Here is a 16,867-nt window from a genome sequence, read left to right as displayed (position 1 = left end):
CCCCGGCTGGTCAACCCGGCTTGCGCTCCGGTTCGGCGGGCGACGGCGGCCGGGCCGCCGGTTCTGCGGCATGGCCGTTGCCGCTGTTGTCACCGTCGCTGCCATTGCCGCCGTTTTCGCCTTCGACGACAGGCCGCGATCCGTCCGCATAGGCGACGACGCTGCGCTGCGGATTGGCGATCCGGATGCCGCGTTCGCGGAACGTCTCCGCGATCCGCCGGTTGAATTCACGCTGCACGCTCCAGCGCGTCGCGTCCGTGCATTGCATCTGTCCGGACAGCGCGAGTGCCGCGCCGTCGACCTGGTCGATCCCCCAGTAGCTGAAGTCCGACAGGATGCCGTCGCGGTAATTCGGATCGTCGCGCAACGCCGCGCCGATCTCCTTCAGCGTCGCGATCGCGCGATCGATATCCTCGCCGTAGGCAATACTGATCTTGACGGCGGCGTTGCCGAGCCCGCGGTTCGTGTTGTTGACGGTCGTCACCGAGCTGAACGGGATCGTGTACAGCGACCCGTCGCCCGCACGCAGCCGCACGGTGCGGATCGACAGGTACTCGACCGTACCCGACACGCCCGCGAGCGTGACCCAGTCGCCGACCTGCATCGCGTTTTCCATCAGCAGGAAGATCCCGGTGATGAAATCCTGCACGAGCTTCTGCGAGCCGAAGCCGAGCGCGACACCGAAGATGCTCGCGCCGGCAAGCAGCGGGCCGACGTTCACGCCGAGCTGGCTGAGGCCCGTCAGCACGACGACGAGCGCGATCATCACGAACAGCAGCGAGCGCAACATCGGCAGCAACGTGCGCAGTCGCGCCGCGCGCACGAGATTGCCTTCGCGTGTCCACCGCTGCAGGCGGCGCTCGATCGCGATGTTCGCGGCTTCCCACACGAGGAGCGCGACGATGGCCGCAATCGCGATCGTCACCAGCGCCGACGCGAGCCGGTGGCCGATGGTGCCGGTTTCGAACGCGCGGAAGATCGGCACACCCCAGATCTGCAGCAGCAACACGACGGTCACGATGCCGATCGCGCCCGACACGATCTGGCGCAGCAGCGGGTAGTAGCGGTACGCGTGCAGGTGGACGAGCGTGCGGTCTTCGTCGCGGCCCTGGAACAGCCGCGCGAGCGCGCCGAACACGACGATCGAGACCATCCGCATGCCGATCATCACGGCGATCGAGCGGCCGCCGAGCGTGATCAGCACGCGATAGCCGTTGTGGACGTCGAGCGCCCACACGAACCACAGCGCCATCACGATGAATACCGACACGGGAGCCCACGCGTCCGCGAGCGCATTCGCGACCATCTCGAAGGACGCACGGTCGTCGCCGGCCGCGCGGATCCGCGCGGCGACCGGCTGGCGGCACCGCAGGATCAGCGCCGACACCATCAGGTGCCCGACGAGCGCGACGGCTTTCAGCAGGGCGACATGACCGGCCTCGCTGAGCCCGAAGCTCGCGGCGATCTCGACAGCGGCCGTGCAGGCGCCGACCACGATCACGATCCGCGCGATCGAACGTTGCGCGAAATCGGCCCACGCATCGCTGATGTGCAGCAACCGCAATTGCCGCGCATCGGGCTGGAAGAACAGCCGGCTGACGATCGTGACGAGCCGGCAGATCACGTAGATGTCGATCAGCGCTTCGAGCGCGGATTCGACCGGGGTACCCGTCTCTCCGATCGCCGACATCGTCAGGCTCGCGACACCGACGAACACGAGCAGCGGCACGGCCCGCAACGCGAGGCTGACGAGCGCGCGCGGCATCCGGTGCAGCAGCGTGGTGTGGCGGCGCGCGTGGCCTCGGCCTTGTGACGATGCGGGGGCGGTGTCAGGAGCATCGGCGGGATCGGCGGCGTCGGGTTTGGCGAGGGTGTCCGGCGGCGCGTCGTCGTCATCGGGCGAGGCGGAGTCCGGCGCGGTGCGTGGCGACGTGTCGGCACGCCGTGCGGCCACTGCGGCCAGCGCGCGTCGCAACAACCGCTTTGCCAACCATTCGACGAAGAGCGCGGGCACGAGCACGGCGACGATGATCCAGAACGCGTGCGCGAGATTCGCGCGCTCGTCGGCTCGCACCAGCCTGTCGTGCCACCAGCTTCCGACCGAGCCGACATCGAGCAGCGAGCGCAGCGACTCCTTCAGCGCGCCGCCGATTTCGGTGGCCCAGCGCGATCCCTGCCGGACGAGCATCGACGCGAGCCCGTTCGACGTGAGCGCGCCCGGGGCCGCGGCAGCCGATGCGCCGCTGGCCGCCGCCGCATCGCTGGCCACGACCGCGGGTGCGCTCAGCGCGCCGACGGCCGCGATCGCACGCAGCGTCGTTTCGACCTGCGCGCGATCGCGTGGATTTTCGAGCACGTTGAGTGCCTGCTGAGCCTGTTGCGGCGTCAGCGCGGGCGCGGTGCCGGAAGCGGCCGACGCGGCGGCCGGGGCGGGAGCGGCCGCGTGAGCGGCCGTGACGACGGCGGCAAGCAGCCAGCCGAGGAGGATATGTCGCATGGAGTGGGCATGCGGGCGCGCATCGGCGCGCGGCCCGCCGGGCTGAACGATGGACGGGAAGTTAACATGATCGCGCCCGGAACCGAATAGTTCCGTCGACGATCATTCGAATCGGGCATGCACGACGCGGCGCGGCCGTTTGCGGCGCGTTTCCGCGGTCATGTGGCTGACGCAGCGGGGAGGCGACTCGATTGCCGGCGTGTAAGGCTCGCGTAATGCCCGCTTGCGGGCAACGGCGAGCGCCGCGCGCATCGCGCCGAATTCATCCGGAATCCTGCCAAATCACGCTTCCCCGTCGTGAAAAACCGGCAGGACGTGTTCCGCGATTTCTTCGATGACGTCGCGCACGGGCCGGTCCGAGCCCGGATTCAGCGTGACGTGATGCGTGCCTGCCGCGCGCATGTTCCGCAGGATGTCGATCAATGCGCGGCGTCCGGTTGCATAACCGAGCGGCAATGCGGTAGCCGGCGCATCGGGATCCTCGACGAGGTCGAGTCGCATCGACACGCCGAACGCGCGAAAGGCCGGCGACGCGAGCCTTTCAACCGCCGCGCGCCACATCGAATACCGTGCGCGCTGCGTGTCCGGATCGCGGTGGTACGTCATCCAGCCGATCGAGTGACGCGCGATCCAGTCGACGCTTTGACCGCCCGAGCCGACCGCCAGCATCGGCACCGCGTCGGCGCCGCGAGGCAGCAGCGTGAAGTCGGGCGCATCGGGCGGCGCTTCGTCGGGCAGCACGCGCGATGGCACGCCGAGCGCGGCCGCGACGACGTCCCAGTGCGCGCGGTACCGGTCGCGGCGCGTTTCCGCGTCGACGCCGAACGCCGCATATTCGGGCGGCCGGTCGCCGGAGCCGAGCCCGAGGATGAAGCGTCCGCCCGACAGCGTCGCGACCGACAGCGCGCCTTTCGCGATATGCAGCGGATGACGCAGCGGCAGCACGATCGCGCCGCTGGCGAGTGCAATCCGGCGCGTGCGTGACGCCAGTGCGCCGAGCAGGACCCACGGGTCGAGGTGGCCGACCGGGTCGGGATAGTCGGCGCTGTTCAGCGGCACGTCGCGAATCCACAGCGCGCGAAAGCCGAGCGTGTCGGCCAGCGCCGCGAGTTCGAGTTGCTCGTCGAAGTCGGCGACGACATGGCCGGTGCGAAGCAGCGGCAACGTGAGGCCGATCGACAGCTGCCCGGCCGAAAAGACGCGATGCGCGACGTCGGGACGGGCAGGGGCGGGCGTGGTCATGTCGGGTCCTTGGAGGCGGGGCAAAGCGGGCGTGCGACGTTGCGTGTCCGAATGCTAGCGTGTTTGCGCGCCGGCTGCGCGGCACGGCATGCGCAGCGCCCGATCGGGCGTGACCGGTGACGTCGAGGTAACGGGAGCCATGCGGGCAGCGGGCCGGGCATAATCGGTGCCTTCAATCATCGAGAACAGCGAATCCGGATGAATGCGCTTCAACACGCGATGATCGGTCTGGCGGCGAGCGCGATGCTTTTCACGGTTGCGCCCGGCGCGCGCGCGGACGATGCGCAGCGTACCGCTATCTGCAAGACCGCCGAGGAAACGGGCTACACGGCCGACATCCGCAATTGCCTGCGGCTGAAATACGACGAGGCCGACCGACGGTTGAATGCCGTCTACAAGACGAAGATGGCGAGCCTGGATGCACAGGGCAAGGCGAGGTTGCGCGACGACGAGCGCCGCTGGCTCAAGGCGCGGGATGCTGCCTGCGCCGAATCGCGGCAGCCCGATGCAGGCGGTACGCTCGGGCTCGTGGAGGTTGACAGTTGCTTCGTCGGCGAAACCGAACGTCGCGTGAAGGTTATCGAGGCCTTTCGTTGAGGTGTCGCGCAGGCCCCGGCGCTATGCCACCCGCAGCGTCGTGCCGCGCAGCGTGAGGCCGAGGCGCGCCGCCGCGCGTTGTGACGCGCGGTTGTCGCTGTCGGTGCTGTAGAACAGCGTGCGGGTTCGAAGCGACGGCAGCCGCGACCACGCGGCGGTCACGGCCGCCGCGAGGCCGCGCCCCCGGAATGCAGGGGCCGTCGCGAGACCGAGTTCGGCACCGACTTCGGATAGCCGCGCGGCGAATGCGACCGAGGCGACTTCTCCGTCGACGACGGCCGCGCACCACGGCGCCCACAGATCGGCGGCGTCTTGAAACCCCATCGAGAACAGGCCTTCGGGCATCCCGCGTGTCGACAGCGCGTGCAGCAGATGCCGGCCCGCGTCGCTGTCGCCGTCGATCAGTTCGACGTGTGCGTCGGTGTCGAAGCCGAGTGCGTGCGGCAGCGCGTAGACGAGACCGATGTTCCAGTGCGGAACGGGGGCGAGCAGCGACAGATAGCGTTCGAGATGCGCGGGCTGCGTGCAGTCCGCCGACGGCGTTTCGCTGTCGGCCAGGCGCGCCAGTTTTTCTGCGACAGGAAAGGGCACGTCGGCGCGTACGCCCGCCAGGGTGCGTTTTGCGCCTCTGCCGAGCCAGAAGCGGGGCCCGGGCGAGCAGTCGGGATCGTTCTCGCGTTCGATCCGGCGATCCGGATGCAGCCGGAACAGCGTCCGGTAGTCGATATCCAGCCAGTCGTGTGTGTCAGGCATAGGTCGGGCAGGTGGCTCCCGTCAGGTGGCGGCGAGTTGCGCGAAGCCGGCCGGGGCGGGCCCGCGCGTCCGTTCGTGCGTATGCGGCACTGTGGGGCGATTGTAAGCCGGTCGGCAATCGCGCGCGGATGCAACGACGCGACATCGGCGCGGACCGTGCCGGCGCGGCATGACGACATCGCGGCATGCCCGGCCGACGGTCGCCGATCCGGCACGCGTTTCAGTTTCGAAACGTTCGCGCTGCTTGCCGGTGCGCGATTCGCCGCGATGGCCCCGCTTCGGCCCGCGCGGCCTTGCGGCATGAAGCATGGTGCGCTCCTTGCATATCTGTACGTGCCGTGAGCGCGGTCGCGGACGCAGTCGGTCCGGCGATCGCTTCAGTGGGTCGGACGTATCGGAGACGGGGACAAGAGAATGAAAACAGACCGAATCGCAACATGCCGTGTTGCAAACATGAATCGCCGACCTGCCTGGGTATTCGCTTCGCCGTTGATCGAGGCGACGTGAGCGCGCGGCTTTCCGTTCCATCCGAGCAATCGGGTTTGTTCTGAACGACGACGTGCAGGTGTGACGCACGAGGCCGACTGGTGCCGGTCGGCCGTCGGGGACGAACTTCGAATATCCGTGGATGGCCCGGCCCGGAACCCGGATCGTCATGCTGGCGCGCGCAACGCGAGTCGTCGCGCGGCGCAGGTGTTCGTGCGCCGCGTATCGCGTCGGCGCGACGGGCCCGAACCGGAACGCACCGGGTCGCACCGGAAAGCCAACAGCGCATCGATGTGTCCGGCACCGCGGAATACATGCAGTCCAGGGGAAGCGTTCGCCGGCCGCGGCATGGCGGGCGCCGCGAAATTGTGCTGTCAGTTGATCCACTACCCCGATGGATCAATTGTTGAAGCGCCCATCGCCGAGTGGCGGATGGGCGTCTTTTTTTGTGCGCCGGTTTGCGACGCGGGCCATCGGCCCGATCGCGCGGCGTTCTGTATCATGTGTTGGCGTGCCTGGCTGCCCGTGCGGGCGCACGGCTTGCCGGCGCACCCGATCACGCGTTGCCAACATGAACGACACAGCCCTGCACGACCCCTCAACCGCCGGCATCGATCCGGCCGCACTCGATGCGCTGCAGACGTTCGTCGAACGTCATCCGCGCCTGCTGGTACTGACCGGCGCGGGCATCAGCACCGACTCCGGCATTCCCGGCTATCGCGACCGCAACGGCCAGTGGATGCGCTCGCCGCCGATTCAGCTCCATGAATTTCTCGGCTCCGATGCCGCGCGGCGGCGTTACTGGGCGCGCAGCATGATCGGCTGGCCCGTCGTCGGCCGCGCCCAGCCGAACGGGTCGCACGTCGCGCTCGCGCGGCTCGGCAGCGCGGGGCGGATCGAGCGTCTCGTCACGCAGAACGTCGACGGTTTGCACCAGCGCGCGGGCAGCGGCGACGTGATCGAGCTGCACGGCGGCATCGACGGCGTCACGTGTCTTGATTGCGGCGCGCATCATGCGCGCGCGACGATCCAGGTCATGCTCGAGGCCGACAATCCCGAGCTGCTGGGCGCGCAGGCCGAGCCTGCAGCGGACGGCGACGCGCATCTCGAATGGGCGGCGCTCGACACGTTCCGCATCCCGGCGTGCCCCGCGTGCGGCGGGCTGCTGAAGCCGGCAGTCGTGTTCTTCGGCGAAAACGTGCCGCGCGAGCGCGTGGCGCTCGCGTCGCAGGCGCTCGATGCGGCCGATGCGCTGCTCGTCGTCGGCTCGTCGCTGATGGTGTATTCCGGCTACCGCTTCTGCGTGTGGGCGCAGGCGCAGCACAAGCCGGTCGCCGCGCTCAATCTCGGCCATACGCGCGCCGATCCGATCCTGACGCTGAAGGTCGAGGCGCGCTGCGCACCCGCGCTCGATGCGCTCACCGCGCGGCTGGGCCTCGCGGGCCACGCACCGGAGCACGCATCGTGACCGATCCGACCGCTTCGCCCGATCCGTCCGCGCGGCTGTCGGCGCCGGCAGCCGAACGCAATCGCGGGCCGATCCTCGACGTCTTGCGCCGCGTGTTGCCGGCGAGCGGCCGCGTGCTCGAAATCGCGAGCGGCACGGGCCAGCATGTCGTCCATTTCGCACAGGCGTTGCCGGGCCTGCACTGGCAACCGAGCGATCCCGATGCGCAGGCGCGCCGCTCGATCGCCGCGTGGGTTGCCCATGCGGGCCTTGCGAACGTTGCCGGGCCGCTGGCGTTCGACGTGCGCGACGCGTCGTGGCCGGTCGACGCGCTCGACGCGATCGTCTGCATCAACATGATCCATATCTCGCCCTGGGCCTGCACCGACGCGCTGTTCGCGGGCGCGTCGCGCCTGCTGCGGCCGGGCGGCGTGCTGTTCCTGTACGGGCCGTATCGCCGCGAGGGCCGGCACACGGCGCCGTCGAACGAGGCATTCGACCTGCAATTGCGCAGCCGCGACCCGTCGTGGGGCGTGCGCGATCTCGAAACCGTCGTCGCGCTCGGCCTCGATCGCGGGCTCGACTGCATCGAGGTGGTCGAGATGCCGGCGAACAACCTGAGCGTCGTGTTCCGGCGGTTGCCGCACGCGGAGCAGTGACACGCAAGCGCGCATCGCCGCCGGGTTTCCACTATCCTTTCGCCTGTGCGCGCGACCCGGTTCGGGTCGCGCCCCGTTTTTTCCGGAGAATTGACTAATGGGCAAACAAGCAATCGGTGTGATCGGGCTCGCGGTGATGGGCCGCAATCTCGCACTCAATATCGAGAGCCGCGGTTACGCGGTGTCTGTGTACAACCGCAGCCGCGAGAAAACCGACGAACTGATCGCCGAATTCCCCGGCCGCAACCTGGTGCCGACCTATACGCTCGAGGAATTCGTCGCGTCGCTCGAAACGCCGCGCCGGATCCTGATGATGGTGAAGGCCGGCGAAGCGACCGATGCGACGATCGCATCGCTCAAGCCGCTGCTCGAGAAGGGCGATGTGCTGATCGACGGCGGCAACACGCATTTCACCGACACGATCCGCCGCAATCAGGAGCTCGCGCAATCGGGCCTGCACTTCATCGGCACCGGCGTGTCGGGTGGCGAAGAGGGCGCGCTGCGCGGCCCGTCGATCATGCCTGGCGGCCAGCGTGACGCGTACGACCTCGTCGAGCCGATCCTCAAGCAGATCGCCGCGAAGGCGCCGTCGGACGGCGAGCCGTGCGTCGCCTACATGGGCCCGGACGGTGCGGGCCATTACGTGAAGATGGTCCACAACGGCATCGAATACGGCGACATGCAGCTGATCGCCGAAAGCTACTCGGTGCTGAAGGACGTCGCGGGCCTGACCAACGACGAACTCGGCGCGGTGTACACCGAATGGAACCAGGGTGAACTCGACAGCTACCTGATCGAGATCACGTCGAAGATCTTCGGCAAGAAGGACGAAGAGACCGGCAAGCACCTCGTCGACGTGATCCTCGATCGCGCCGCGCAGAAGGGCACCGGCAAGTGGACGAGCCAGAACGCGCTGGATCTCGGCGTGCCGCTGCCGCTCATCACAGAGTCGGTGTTCGCGCGCGTGCTGTCGTCGCTGAAGACCGAGCGTGTCGCGGCCAGCAAGATCCTGTCGGGCCCGGCCGCCGCGCCGTTCGACGGCGATCGCGCCGCGTTCGTCGAAGCGGTGCGCCGCGCGCTGTACCTGAGCAAGGTGATCTCGTACGCGCAGGGCTTCGCGCAACTGCGCACGGCCTCCGAAGAGTACGGCTGGAACCTCGATCTCGGGACGATCGCGAAGATCTTCCGCGCTGGCTGCATCATCCGCGCGCGCTTCCTGCAGAAGATCACGGACGCGTACGCGAAGGATCCGGCGCTCGCGAACCTGCTGCTCGATCCGTACTTCAAGGACATCGCCGCGAATTACCAGGCGTCGCTGCGCGACGTCGTGGTGGCCGCGGTGAAGGCAGGCGTGCCGGTACCGGCGTTCGCGTCGGCCGTCGCGTACTTCGACAGCTATCGTTCCGAGCGGCTGCCGGCGAACCTCGTGCAGGCGCAGCGAGACTTCTTCGGCGCGCACACGTTCGAGCGTACCGACAAGCCGGGCAGCTTCCACGCGAACTGGTCCTGACCGGCTGGCAGGGGGCGGCATTGTTGCGAAAATCTATTCTTTGAATAGGGTTTTTCTATCCCGGATGCCGACATTGTTGGCTCCCGGGAAACAGTGTTTTCGTTCTTTCATGGTTTTCCCTAGGTGTTCCCGGGACTAAACTCTGTTCCATCGCTGCAGACATGGTGTGTGCGGCGGAGCAAAAAAATCCCGGAGGTAATCATGAAATCGCTGATCGCAACGTTCGCCGCAGCTGCCGTTCTCGCCGTTCCCGCCGTCTCGTTCGCCCAACAGAATGCGCCCGTCACCCGTGCACAGGTGAAGGCCGATCTGGTCGCCGTCCAGCAGGCCGGCTACAAGCTGGGCAGCGACCGTACGAACTACCCGGAAAGCATTCAGGCCGCTGAAGCCCGCCTGAACCCGCAACAGAACGTCGCCGCTGCCGACACGACCGGCTATGGCGCACAACCGGCTGCCGCGCAAGAATCCGGCGCACCGGCCAAGGCCAAGACCGGCTGGCAAGTCAAGCGCATCGCTGACGACGCGCCGATCTACAAGGGTCGTTAATGGTGGTTCGGTCGGTGCAGCCGCGTTGGCGGCCTGATCCGTCCCCTGAAGTACGAACAGCCCGTCGTTCCGGATAGCGGAACGACGGGCTGTTTTCATTGGTGGCGCGCGTATCGCGCCGACCGTCGGTTCAGTGCAGCGGGCGCCTGCCGCGCCCGATATCCCGGAACAGCGCTTCGGCCGGTTCCAGCACCTGCAGCCACGTTTCGTCGTAGCCGCTCAGCGTGTCGAGCGCGTCGCGCAGCCGCTCGATCGCGAGGACCGGCAACTCGACGCTGTGGCGCGTGGCGCCGGTCATGTGCGCGACGCTCGCCAGCTGGACGAGCGCATCGGCCGCCTCGGCGACGTCGGTTGCGAACAGCAGGTGCCGGTTGAGCAATTCGACCAGGCCGCTGGAACCGGAGAAATCGTCGGCGTTGAGCTGCACGGAAAGAAACGTCGCGTTGTTCATTGTCATGCTCCTCGTTGTCGTTGGGTCGCGCAGTGCATCACCGAGTATAGGTGGCGATCGAAGGGGAGAATGTGACGGGATCGATACGGCAGGCGCGGGTGGCGAGGCCTGCGGAAGATCCGCGGCAGGCCCGCCCGGCGGGGCTCGCAGGCGGCCGGCACGCTGCTGCGGCACCGCAAGATTGTTGCCGGATCAGGCATCGGTCGCGGCCTTGACCGCCACAAATGGTATCTTTGCCGATCGGAACGGCGCGAAAAAGGGGCCGGTGAGCCCATCGCGCCGATGTTCCGCTGTGGAAACTGACGGCCGCGAGAGCGGTCGGATACTGATTGGTCCGGCCGTCCGGCCGGACATCGTGCGTCGCGCGCCGGGGGGCGGTGGGCGGCGCAACGACGCAAATCCGGGAGGACCCTTGAGAGAAACTATTCCCATCCACGATGCGCCGACGCGCTGGCTGCCGCAGGCGGCACTCGTTGCCGCGGCCATCGCGCTGACGGGTTGCACGATGACGCCGTGGACCGACAGCTGGCAGCCGGCGCGCCAGTCGGCACCCACGTCGGCCGCGACGCCGGGCGTGATCGCCGGCTATTACCGCGTGAATCCGGGCGATACGCTCGCGGGTGTCGCGAACGCGTACGGGCAGCGCGTGCAGGACGTGGCCAGCTGGAACCACATGGCGCCGACCGATGCCGTGTATCCCGGGCAGGTGCTGCGCGTCGCGCCGCCGCCTGCGGCGACGTCGCTCGGGCAGCCGCCCTCGGCGGCCGCGCAGCCGGGCTCGCTCGCCTGGCCGGCCACCGGTGTCGTGGCGACGCCGTTCGCGGCCGGCAGGACGCGCGGCATCGTGATCGCGGCGTCCGGCCCCGACCATTCGGTGCGGGCCGCGGCGGCCGGACGCGTGGTTTATGCGGGGTCCGGCGTCAAGGCCTACGGCCCGCTCGTGATCCTGAAGCATGAGAACGGGCTCATCACGGCCTATGGACACAACGGCAAACTGCTGGTCAACGAAGGCGACGCGGTGCGCCAGGGCCAGCCGGTCGCCGAAATGGGCACCGACACGAGCGGTCGTTCGACGTTCGAGTTCGAAGTGCGCCAGAACGGCAAGGTCGTCGATCCGATGAACTTCCTGCCGCGCAACGGCGGCTGACGGCCCGCCTCACCCCGTGTGCGCCGGGCGGCGCACACGATCCGGCGTTTCCCGCCTTCATCCTTTCCCGAGCGTCACTGCACCCGACTGTCTCGCGTGATTGCCGAGCCAGCGAATGCCCAGTGCGAGCGCCGCCGCGCCGATCGCGATCAGCGAACACTGGATCGCGACCGGCAGGTAGCCATGCGGCCGCGGATCGACGAACGGGTAGGGATACCAGTTCTCCAGCGCGCCGCGCACGAGCGTATAGCCGAGATAGACGACCGGAAATGCGAGCCACGCGAACGCGCTGCGCCGCGGGATCGGCAGGCGCGGCTCCACGTACAGCCAGTCGCACAGCACGACGAGCGGCACGATCCGGTGCAGCACCCAGTTGTTGAACGCCGGCGTGACGTGGCGCAGCGCATCGAGCCGCGCGAGCAGGAGTTCGTAGACGATCGCGGTGATCAGGACGTACAGCACCGCGGCGCCGCGCATCGATTCGTATCGAGCCGAGCCGGGGCGGGCGATGCGCCAGAGCCCGGCGGCGAGCATCGCGGCCGCGTAGAGGCTGCTCAGTTGCGTGAAGTAGCTGAGAAAGTTGCCGAGCTCGAATGCAGGCATGCCCCAGTAGCCGGCGATGCTGTGCAACGTCGTCGACACCGCGAGCAACGCGGCGGTCAGCCGATAGGCCGCAACGAAGAACGCCTTGCTCATGATGCGCGCGCAACGTCGACACCAAAGCTTCATCGTGCCACAGCCGTTTACGGGCGCGATGCGGATTTTCCATATGACGGCCCGCGCGGCGCGTGCGTTGACGATTCATCCGATATTTGACCTCGCCGCACAAAACCGGACGCACGTGCGGCTACAATCGTGGCAGCCTTGCCGGGCTGCCGAACCGATTGCGGCATGCGCCCATCCCCGCATACAACACGAGACGAAGCATGAGAAACATCCTCGCGAAACAGACGCGCTACAGCTCGCCCGCGATCTTCTTCCACTGGGCCGTGTTCGCGCTGGTGGCGCTGGCCTACCTGGCCATCGAGATCCGCGGGCCGAAAGGCAGCGACAGCCGGGTGTTCTGGATGAACGCTCACCTCACCGCGGGCACGCTCGTGCTTGTGCTGTCGGTGCTGCGCGTGCTGTGGCGAGTCGTCAGCCGCGTGCCCGAGGCCGTTCCGCAAACGGCGCTGCTGCGCTGGCTCTCGAAGCTCGCGCATCTCGCGCTCTACGTGTTCATCATCGCGCAGCCGCTGCTCGGGATCATGACGATCAACCTGGGCGGAAAGCCGGTGTCGCTCGACTGGCTCGGCGTGTCGTTCACGCTGCTCGGCCCCGACAAGGCGCTGCGGCCGACGATCAAGGAAGCGCACGAGCTGATTGGCAACGCGTTCTATTTCGTGATCGGATTGCACGCGCTGGCCGCGCTTTACCATCATTTCATCCGGCGCGACGACGTACTGCGGCGCATGGCGCCCTGAACGGCACGTTCGTTCCGGAAGCATGCAGCAGGCGGGGGCGCATGGTTGTGTTGACAACCATGCGCCCCCGGTCCGTTTACCGCCATCTGCGCTGGTCAGCGCGTTAAACATTCTGTAACATCTCGGCTGTTTTTACATTCCGCTTACTCTGCGCCGCGCATGCTGCACCGACATCGTCACCTGACCGCCTGGTTTGGCGTGCTCGCGATCTGGTTCGCGATCGCGGCGCCGCTGGTGTCGCAGTGGCGCGTCGCGCAGGCGGCCACGCCCGACGCAATTGTCTGCAGTGCAGAGCATGGCGCGCATCGGTCACCCGATGCAGGCCGCATGCACGATCACGCGCTGCATCTCGATGCGTGCGGCTACTGCGGTTTCTTCGCGCACAGTCCCGCGATCGGCGGGCCTGCCGCCGCGGCACTCGCTTCCGTTCCCGTCGTTTCCGTCTCCGCCGTCGCGCCGCCTGCCGTCGCGGCGCGCGCCGACCGCTATCCGCGCGCGTACCCGCGCGCACCGCCCGAGCGCGCCTGACGCGCTGTTTTCCGTTCTTTTCACCGCCGATATCCGTGCGGCCCGTCGAGGCCGTGCGGAGGGCGTCACTCGGGCTTTCGATCATGACCATTTTCCAGTTGCGTGCGCCGCGGGCGTCGCGCAATGCCTGTGCGCGGCGCATGCCGCGCGTGCTGAAACTCACCGTTCCCGCGCTCGCAGCCGGCGCACTGGCCGCGAGCGCCGCGGCAGCCGAAACGGCGCGCGCGGCCGGCGCGCCGGCCGACGATACGGCCGCGCCGCTGCCGGCCATCGAAGTCGTCGCATCGCCGCTGACGACGCCGCTCGTCGTCGTCACGGATCCGAAGACCCCGCGCCAGCCGCTGCCCGCCAGCGACGGCGCGGATTACCTGAAGACGATCCCCGGCTTCACGTCGATCCGCAGCGGCGGTACCAACGGTGACCTCGTGCTGCGCGGGATGTTCGGCTCGCGGCTGAACATCCTGGCGAACGGGATGTCGACGCTCGGCGCATGCCCGGGCCGGATGGATGCGCCGACGTCGTATATCGCACCCGAAAGCTATGACAAGGTCACCGTCCTGAAGGGGCCGCAGACCGTGCTGTACGGCCCCGGCGCATCGGCCGGCACCGTGCTGTTCGAGCGCGTGACCCCGCGATTCGACAAGCCCGGCATGCGCTTCGAGGGCAGCCTGGTCGGCGGGTCGTTCGGCCGCAACGACCAGAACATCGACGTGACGGCCGGCACGCCGGACGTCTATGGCCGCGTGACCGCGAACCACGCGCATTCGCAGGACTACAAGGACGGCAACGGCAACACCGTGCCGTCGCAGTGGGACAAATGGAACGCCGATGCGGCGCTCGGCTGGACGCCGGACGACCACACGCGCGTCGAGCTGACCGCCGGCACCGGCGACGGCTATGCGCGCTACGCGGGGCGCGGAATGGACGGCGCGCATTTCCGCCGCGAGACGTTCGGCCTGTCGTTCGACAAGAAGCATATCGGCGACGTGCTCGACCGGATCGAGGCGCGCGTGTACTACAACGAAGCCGATCACGTGATGGACAACTACACGTTGCGGCAACCCGACCCGACCAGCAGCATGCCGATGCGGATGGCGTCGGAAGTGCGGCGTCGCACGGTCGGCGCGCGCGCAGCCGCGACGTTCCGTTTCGCCGGCGACTTCAAGCTCGTGACGGGCGTGGATGCGCAATCGAACCGGCTCGACTCGCGCTCGGCGATGGGGCGGCAGAACTACGGCGACCAGCCGTGGGATGCGCAGGCGACGATGTGGAACGCGGGCGTGTTCGGCGAACTGACGTGGTACGCGAGCGAAGTGTCGCGCGTGATCGGCGGTGCGCGCGTCGACTATGCGAGCGCACGCGACAAGCGCGCGACGACGAGCGGCATGATGAAGAGCAAGCCGAATCCGACCTTCGACGACGATCGCACGCGCGTGCTGCCGAGCGGCTTCATCCGCTACGAACGCGATCTCGCGTCGCTGCCCGTCACGTGGTACGCGGGGATCGGCCATACGGAGCGTTATCCCGATTACTGGGAGCTGTTCTCCGCGAAGCGCGGGCCAGCCGGTTCGGTCAACGCGTTTTCGGCGGTGCAGCCGGAGAAGACCACGCAGCTCGACATCGGCGCGCAATACAAGAGCGACCGGCTCGATGCATGGGTGTCGGCCTACGCGGGCTACGTGCAGGACTTCATCCTGTTCAACTATTCGGCCGGCATGATGGGCCCGACCACGCAGGCGACCAACGTCAATGCGCAGATCATGGGCGGCGAGGCGGGCGTGTCGTGGCGGCCGGTTGCGCCGCTGCGCGTCGAGACGTCGCTCGCGTATGCGTGGGGGCGCAACGTGGCAAGCGGCGATCCGCTGCCGCAGATGCCGCCGCTCGAGGCACGCATCGGGCTCGAATACACGCGTGGTGCGTGGTCGGCAGGGGGCCTGTGGCGCATCGTTGCGCCGCAGCATCGCTATGCACTGAACGAGGGCAACGTGGTCGGCAAGGACTTCGGCCCGAGCGCCGGATTCGGCGTGCTCTCGCTGCATACGCAGTACAACGTGAGCAAGACCGTGCAGGTATCGGTGGGCGTCGACAACGTGCTGAACAAGGCCTATACCGAGCACCTGAACCTCGCCGGCAACGCGGGCTTCGGCTATCCGGCGAACTCGCCGGTGATGGAGCCGGGCCGGACCGCCTGGGTGCGCGTGAGCGCGAAGCTGTAACGCGTCGCGCGTGTGCGTTGCAGCATGCGCACGCATGAACGCGGCCCCGCCTGAACGGGCGGGGCGCGTCAACCGATTAGAGAACCGTGTCTAGTCAGGGCGCAAACGTTCGCGAGTCGTGATTCACTCCCGCATTCGACGCACACGGTGCGCGCGACGTTCGCGATGCAGGGTGTGTGTCGATCCGGCTTCATTCGCACCGGCAGCACAATAATCAGGAGAACATGCATGGCCAGGACGATGCGTTCCAGGGTGGTGGCAGGGGCAGTGGCATGCGCGATGAGCATCGCGCCGTTCGCGGGGACGACCGCGATGATGACGCTCGCGACGACGCACGCGGCAATGGCGGCCACCGCGCCCGCCGCTGGCTACGCGGCGACGCGTTACCCGATCATCCTCGTGCACGGGCTCTCGGGTACCGACAAGTACGCCGGCGTGCTCGAGTATTGGTACGGCATCCAGGAGGACCTGCAACAGAACGGTGCGACCGTCTACGTCGCGAACCTGTCGGGTTTCCAGAGCGACGACGGCCCGAACGGGCGCGGCGAACAGTTGCTCGCTTACGTGAAGACGGTGCTCGCGGCGACGGGGGCGACCAAGGTGAATCTCGTCGGTCACAGCCAGGGCGGCCTCTCGTCGCGCTATGTTGCTGCCGTCGCGCCCGATCTCGTTGCGTCGGTGACGACGATCGGCACGCCTCATCGCGGCTCCGAATTCGCCGACTTCGTGCAGAACGTGCTCGCGTACGATCCGACCGGGCTTTCGTCATCGGTGATCGCCGCGTTCGTCAATGTGTTCGGGATCCTGACGAGCAGCAGCCACAACGCCAACCAGGACGCGCTTGCCGCACTGCAGACGCTGACCACCGCACGGGCCGCCACGTACAACCAGAACTATCCGAGCGCGGGCCTGGGTGCGCCGGGCAGTTGCCAGACCGGTGCGCCGACCGAAACCGTCGGCGGCAACACGCACCTGCTGTATTCATGGGCCGGCACGGCGATCCAGTCGACGCTCTCCGTGTTCGGCGTCACGGGCGCGACGGACACGAGCACCCTTCCGCTCGTCGATCCGGCGAACGTGCTCGACCTGTCGACGCTTGCGCTGTTCGGCACCGGCACGGTGATGATCAACCGCGGCTCCGGGCAGAACGACGGGCTCGTGTCGAAGTGCAGTGCGCTGTACGGCAAGGTGCTGAGCACGAACTACAAGTGGAACCACCTCGACGAGATCAACCAGCTGCTCGGCGTGCGCGGCGCGTATGCGGAAGATCCGGTCGCGGTGATCCGCACGCATGCGAACCGGCTGAAGCTGGCGGGCGTGTAATC

General features: G+C 67.9%; 16 protein-coding genes. 10 read left to right on the top strand and 6 right to left on the bottom strand.

Features of this window, described 5'->3' with window-relative positions; translation table 11 throughout:
- Nucleotides 1-10 precede the first annotated feature (10 nt).
- The 3 genes from E9536_RS03100 to E9536_RS41290 form a co-directional block, all read right to left on the bottom strand.
- Entirely contained in the window at nucleotides 11-2,497 is a 2,487-nt protein-coding gene (locus tag E9536_RS03100; protein ID WP_136469257.1) for a mechanosensitive ion channel domain-containing protein, read from the bottom strand.
- Between the two features lie 282 nt (nucleotides 2,498-2,779).
- Nucleotides 2,780-3,739: an LLM class oxidoreductase gene (locus tag E9536_RS03095; RefSeq protein WP_119338926.1), complete on the bottom strand. Its 960-nt coding sequence runs from the start codon at nucleotides 3,737-3,739 to the stop codon at nucleotides 2,780-2,782.
- A 54-nt stretch (nucleotides 3,740-3,793) separates the two neighbouring features.
- Nucleotides 3,794-3,955 carry a hypothetical protein gene (locus E9536_RS41290; protein ID WP_168799492.1) on the bottom strand — a complete coding sequence of 54 codons (162 nt, stop codon included), beginning with the start codon at nucleotides 3,953-3,955 and terminating at the stop codon, nucleotides 3,794-3,796.
- 3 nt (nucleotides 3,956-3,958) lie between these two features.
- Here E9536_RS41290 and E9536_RS03090 point away from each other — a divergent pair, with 3 nt between their 5' ends.
- Nucleotides 3,959-4,336 carry a lysozyme inhibitor LprI family protein gene (locus E9536_RS03090; protein WP_168799491.1) on the top strand — a complete coding sequence of 126 codons (378 nt, stop codon included), beginning with the start codon at nucleotides 3,959-3,961 and terminating at the stop codon, nucleotides 4,334-4,336.
- A 21-nt stretch (nucleotides 4,337-4,357) separates the two neighbouring features.
- Here the strand turns inward: E9536_RS03090 and E9536_RS03085 are convergent, their stop codons facing one another.
- Nucleotides 4,358-5,089 carry a GNAT family N-acetyltransferase gene (locus E9536_RS03085; RefSeq protein WP_136469256.1) on the bottom strand — a complete coding sequence of 244 codons (732 nt, stop codon included), beginning with the start codon at nucleotides 5,087-5,089 and terminating at the stop codon, nucleotides 4,358-4,360.
- A 1,057-nt stretch (nucleotides 5,090-6,146) separates the two neighbouring features.
- On the opposite strand from E9536_RS03085, the gene E9536_RS03075 reads away from it, so the two are divergent.
- The 4 genes from E9536_RS03075 to E9536_RS03060 all read left to right on the top strand — a co-directional run bounded on the left by E9536_RS03075 (nucleotide 6,147) and on the right by E9536_RS03060 (nucleotide 9,737).
- On the top strand, nucleotides 6,147-7,043 hold the full coding sequence (locus tag E9536_RS03075) for an NAD-dependent protein deacetylase (RefSeq protein ID WP_027791096.1): 897 nt from the start codon (nucleotides 6,147-6,149) through the stop codon (nucleotides 7,041-7,043).
- Nucleotides 7,040-7,681, top strand: coding sequence for a DUF938 domain-containing protein (locus E9536_RS03070; protein WP_027791097.1), 642 nt, complete (start codon nucleotides 7,040-7,042; stop codon nucleotides 7,679-7,681). The genes E9536_RS03075 and E9536_RS03070 overlap by 4 nt, the downstream gene beginning before the upstream one ends.
- A gap of 97 nt (nucleotides 7,682-7,778) precedes the next feature.
- The gene (gene gndA / locus E9536_RS03065) at nucleotides 7,779-9,191 is read left to right on the top strand and encodes an NADP-dependent phosphogluconate dehydrogenase (protein WP_021160879.1); all 1,413 of its coding nucleotides are present in this window, start codon (nucleotides 7,779-7,781) and stop codon (nucleotides 9,189-9,191) included.
- Between the two features lie 201 nt (nucleotides 9,192-9,392).
- Nucleotides 9,393-9,737 (top strand): DUF4148 domain-containing protein, encoded by a 345-nt coding sequence (locus tag E9536_RS03060; protein WP_021160880.1) that lies wholly within the window; start codon nucleotides 9,393-9,395, stop codon nucleotides 9,735-9,737.
- 130 nt (nucleotides 9,738-9,867) lie between these two features.
- On the opposite strand, the gene E9536_RS03055 is transcribed toward E9536_RS03060, so the two are convergent.
- Complete coding sequence (locus tag E9536_RS03055; RefSeq protein ID WP_021160881.1) at nucleotides 9,868-10,188, bottom strand: hypothetical protein; 321 nt, start codon at nucleotides 10,186-10,188, stop codon at nucleotides 9,868-9,870.
- 412 nt (nucleotides 10,189-10,600) lie between these two features.
- Between E9536_RS03055 and E9536_RS03050 the strand changes: the two genes are divergently transcribed.
- Nucleotides 10,601-11,335 carry a peptidoglycan DD-metalloendopeptidase family protein gene (locus E9536_RS03050; RefSeq protein WP_060083422.1) on the top strand — a complete coding sequence of 245 codons (735 nt, stop codon included), beginning with the start codon at nucleotides 10,601-10,603 and terminating at the stop codon, nucleotides 11,333-11,335.
- Nucleotides 11,336-11,392: 57 nt separating this feature from the next.
- On the opposite strand, the gene E9536_RS03045 is transcribed toward E9536_RS03050, so the two are convergent.
- Nucleotides 11,393-12,031, bottom strand: coding sequence for a Pr6Pr family membrane protein (locus tag E9536_RS03045; RefSeq protein ID WP_027791100.1), 639 nt, complete (start codon nucleotides 12,029-12,031; stop codon nucleotides 11,393-11,395).
- 230 nt (nucleotides 12,032-12,261) lie between these two features.
- Between E9536_RS03045 and E9536_RS03040 the strand changes: the two genes are divergently transcribed.
- From E9536_RS03040 to E9536_RS03020, 4 genes are all read left to right on the top strand, one after another.
- The gene (locus E9536_RS03040) at nucleotides 12,262-12,798 is read left to right on the top strand and encodes a cytochrome b (protein ID WP_136469255.1); all 537 of its coding nucleotides are present in this window, start codon (nucleotides 12,262-12,264) and stop codon (nucleotides 12,796-12,798) included.
- A gap of 159 nt (nucleotides 12,799-12,957) precedes the next feature.
- Complete coding sequence (locus E9536_RS03035) at nucleotides 12,958-13,326, top strand: DUF2946 domain-containing protein (RefSeq protein WP_136469254.1); 369 nt, start codon at nucleotides 12,958-12,960, stop codon at nucleotides 13,324-13,326.
- 83 nt (nucleotides 13,327-13,409) lie between these two features.
- The gene (locus E9536_RS03025; protein WP_136469253.1) at nucleotides 13,410-15,542 is read left to right on the top strand and encodes a TonB-dependent copper receptor; all 2,133 of its coding nucleotides are present in this window, start codon (nucleotides 13,410-13,412) and stop codon (nucleotides 15,540-15,542) included.
- 228 nt (nucleotides 15,543-15,770) lie between these two features.
- Entirely contained in the window at nucleotides 15,771-16,865 is a 1,095-nt protein-coding gene (locus E9536_RS03020) for a triacylglycerol lipase (RefSeq protein WP_136469252.1), read from the top strand.
- Nucleotides 16,866-16,867 lie beyond the last annotated feature (2 nt).

Origin of the sequence: Burkholderia sp. LS-044 (assembly GCF_004803625.1) — a bacterium.
Taxonomy (GTDB): Bacteria; Pseudomonadota; Gammaproteobacteria; order Burkholderiales; family Burkholderiaceae; genus Burkholderia; species Burkholderia cepacia.
This window is presented reverse-complemented; position numbering and strand designations above follow the sequence as displayed.

Excerpts from the sequence above, each read along its gene's own strand:
- E9536_RS03100 (WP_136469257.1), bottom strand. The coding sequence starts at position 2,497 with ATGCGACATATCCTCCTCGGCTGGCTGCTTGCCGCCGTCGTCACGGCC.
- E9536_RS03095 (WP_119338926.1), bottom strand. The coding sequence starts at position 3,739 with ATGACCACGCCCGCCCCTGCCCGTCCCGACGTCGCGCATCGCGTCTTT.
- E9536_RS03090 (WP_168799491.1), top strand. The coding sequence starts at position 3,959 with ATGATCGGTCTGGCGGCGAGCGCGATGCTTTTCACGGTTGCGCCCGGC.
- E9536_RS03085 (WP_136469256.1), bottom strand. The coding sequence starts at position 5,089 with ATGCCTGACACACACGACTGGCTGGATATCGACTACCGGACGCTGTTC.
- E9536_RS03075 (WP_027791096.1), top strand. The coding sequence starts at position 6,147 with ATGAACGACACAGCCCTGCACGACCCCTCAACCGCCGGCATCGATCCG.
- gndA (WP_021160879.1), top strand. The coding sequence starts at position 7,779 with ATGGGCAAACAAGCAATCGGTGTGATCGGGCTCGCGGTGATGGGCCGC.
- E9536_RS03060 (WP_021160880.1), top strand. The coding sequence starts at position 9,393 with ATGAAATCGCTGATCGCAACGTTCGCCGCAGCTGCCGTTCTCGCCGTT.
- E9536_RS03055 (WP_021160881.1), bottom strand. The coding sequence starts at position 10,188 with ATGAACAACGCGACGTTTCTTTCCGTGCAGCTCAACGCCGACGATTTC.
- E9536_RS03045 (WP_027791100.1), bottom strand. The coding sequence starts at position 12,031 with ATGAGCAAGGCGTTCTTCGTTGCGGCCTATCGGCTGACCGCCGCGTTG.
- E9536_RS03040 (WP_136469255.1), top strand. The coding sequence starts at position 12,262 with ATGAGAAACATCCTCGCGAAACAGACGCGCTACAGCTCGCCCGCGATC.
- E9536_RS03035 (WP_136469254.1), top strand. The coding sequence starts at position 12,958 with ATGCTGCACCGACATCGTCACCTGACCGCCTGGTTTGGCGTGCTCGCG.
- E9536_RS03025 (WP_136469253.1), top strand. The coding sequence starts at position 13,410 with ATGACCATTTTCCAGTTGCGTGCGCCGCGGGCGTCGCGCAATGCCTGT.
- E9536_RS03020 (WP_136469252.1), top strand. The coding sequence starts at position 15,771 with ATGGCCAGGACGATGCGTTCCAGGGTGGTGGCAGGGGCAGTGGCATGC.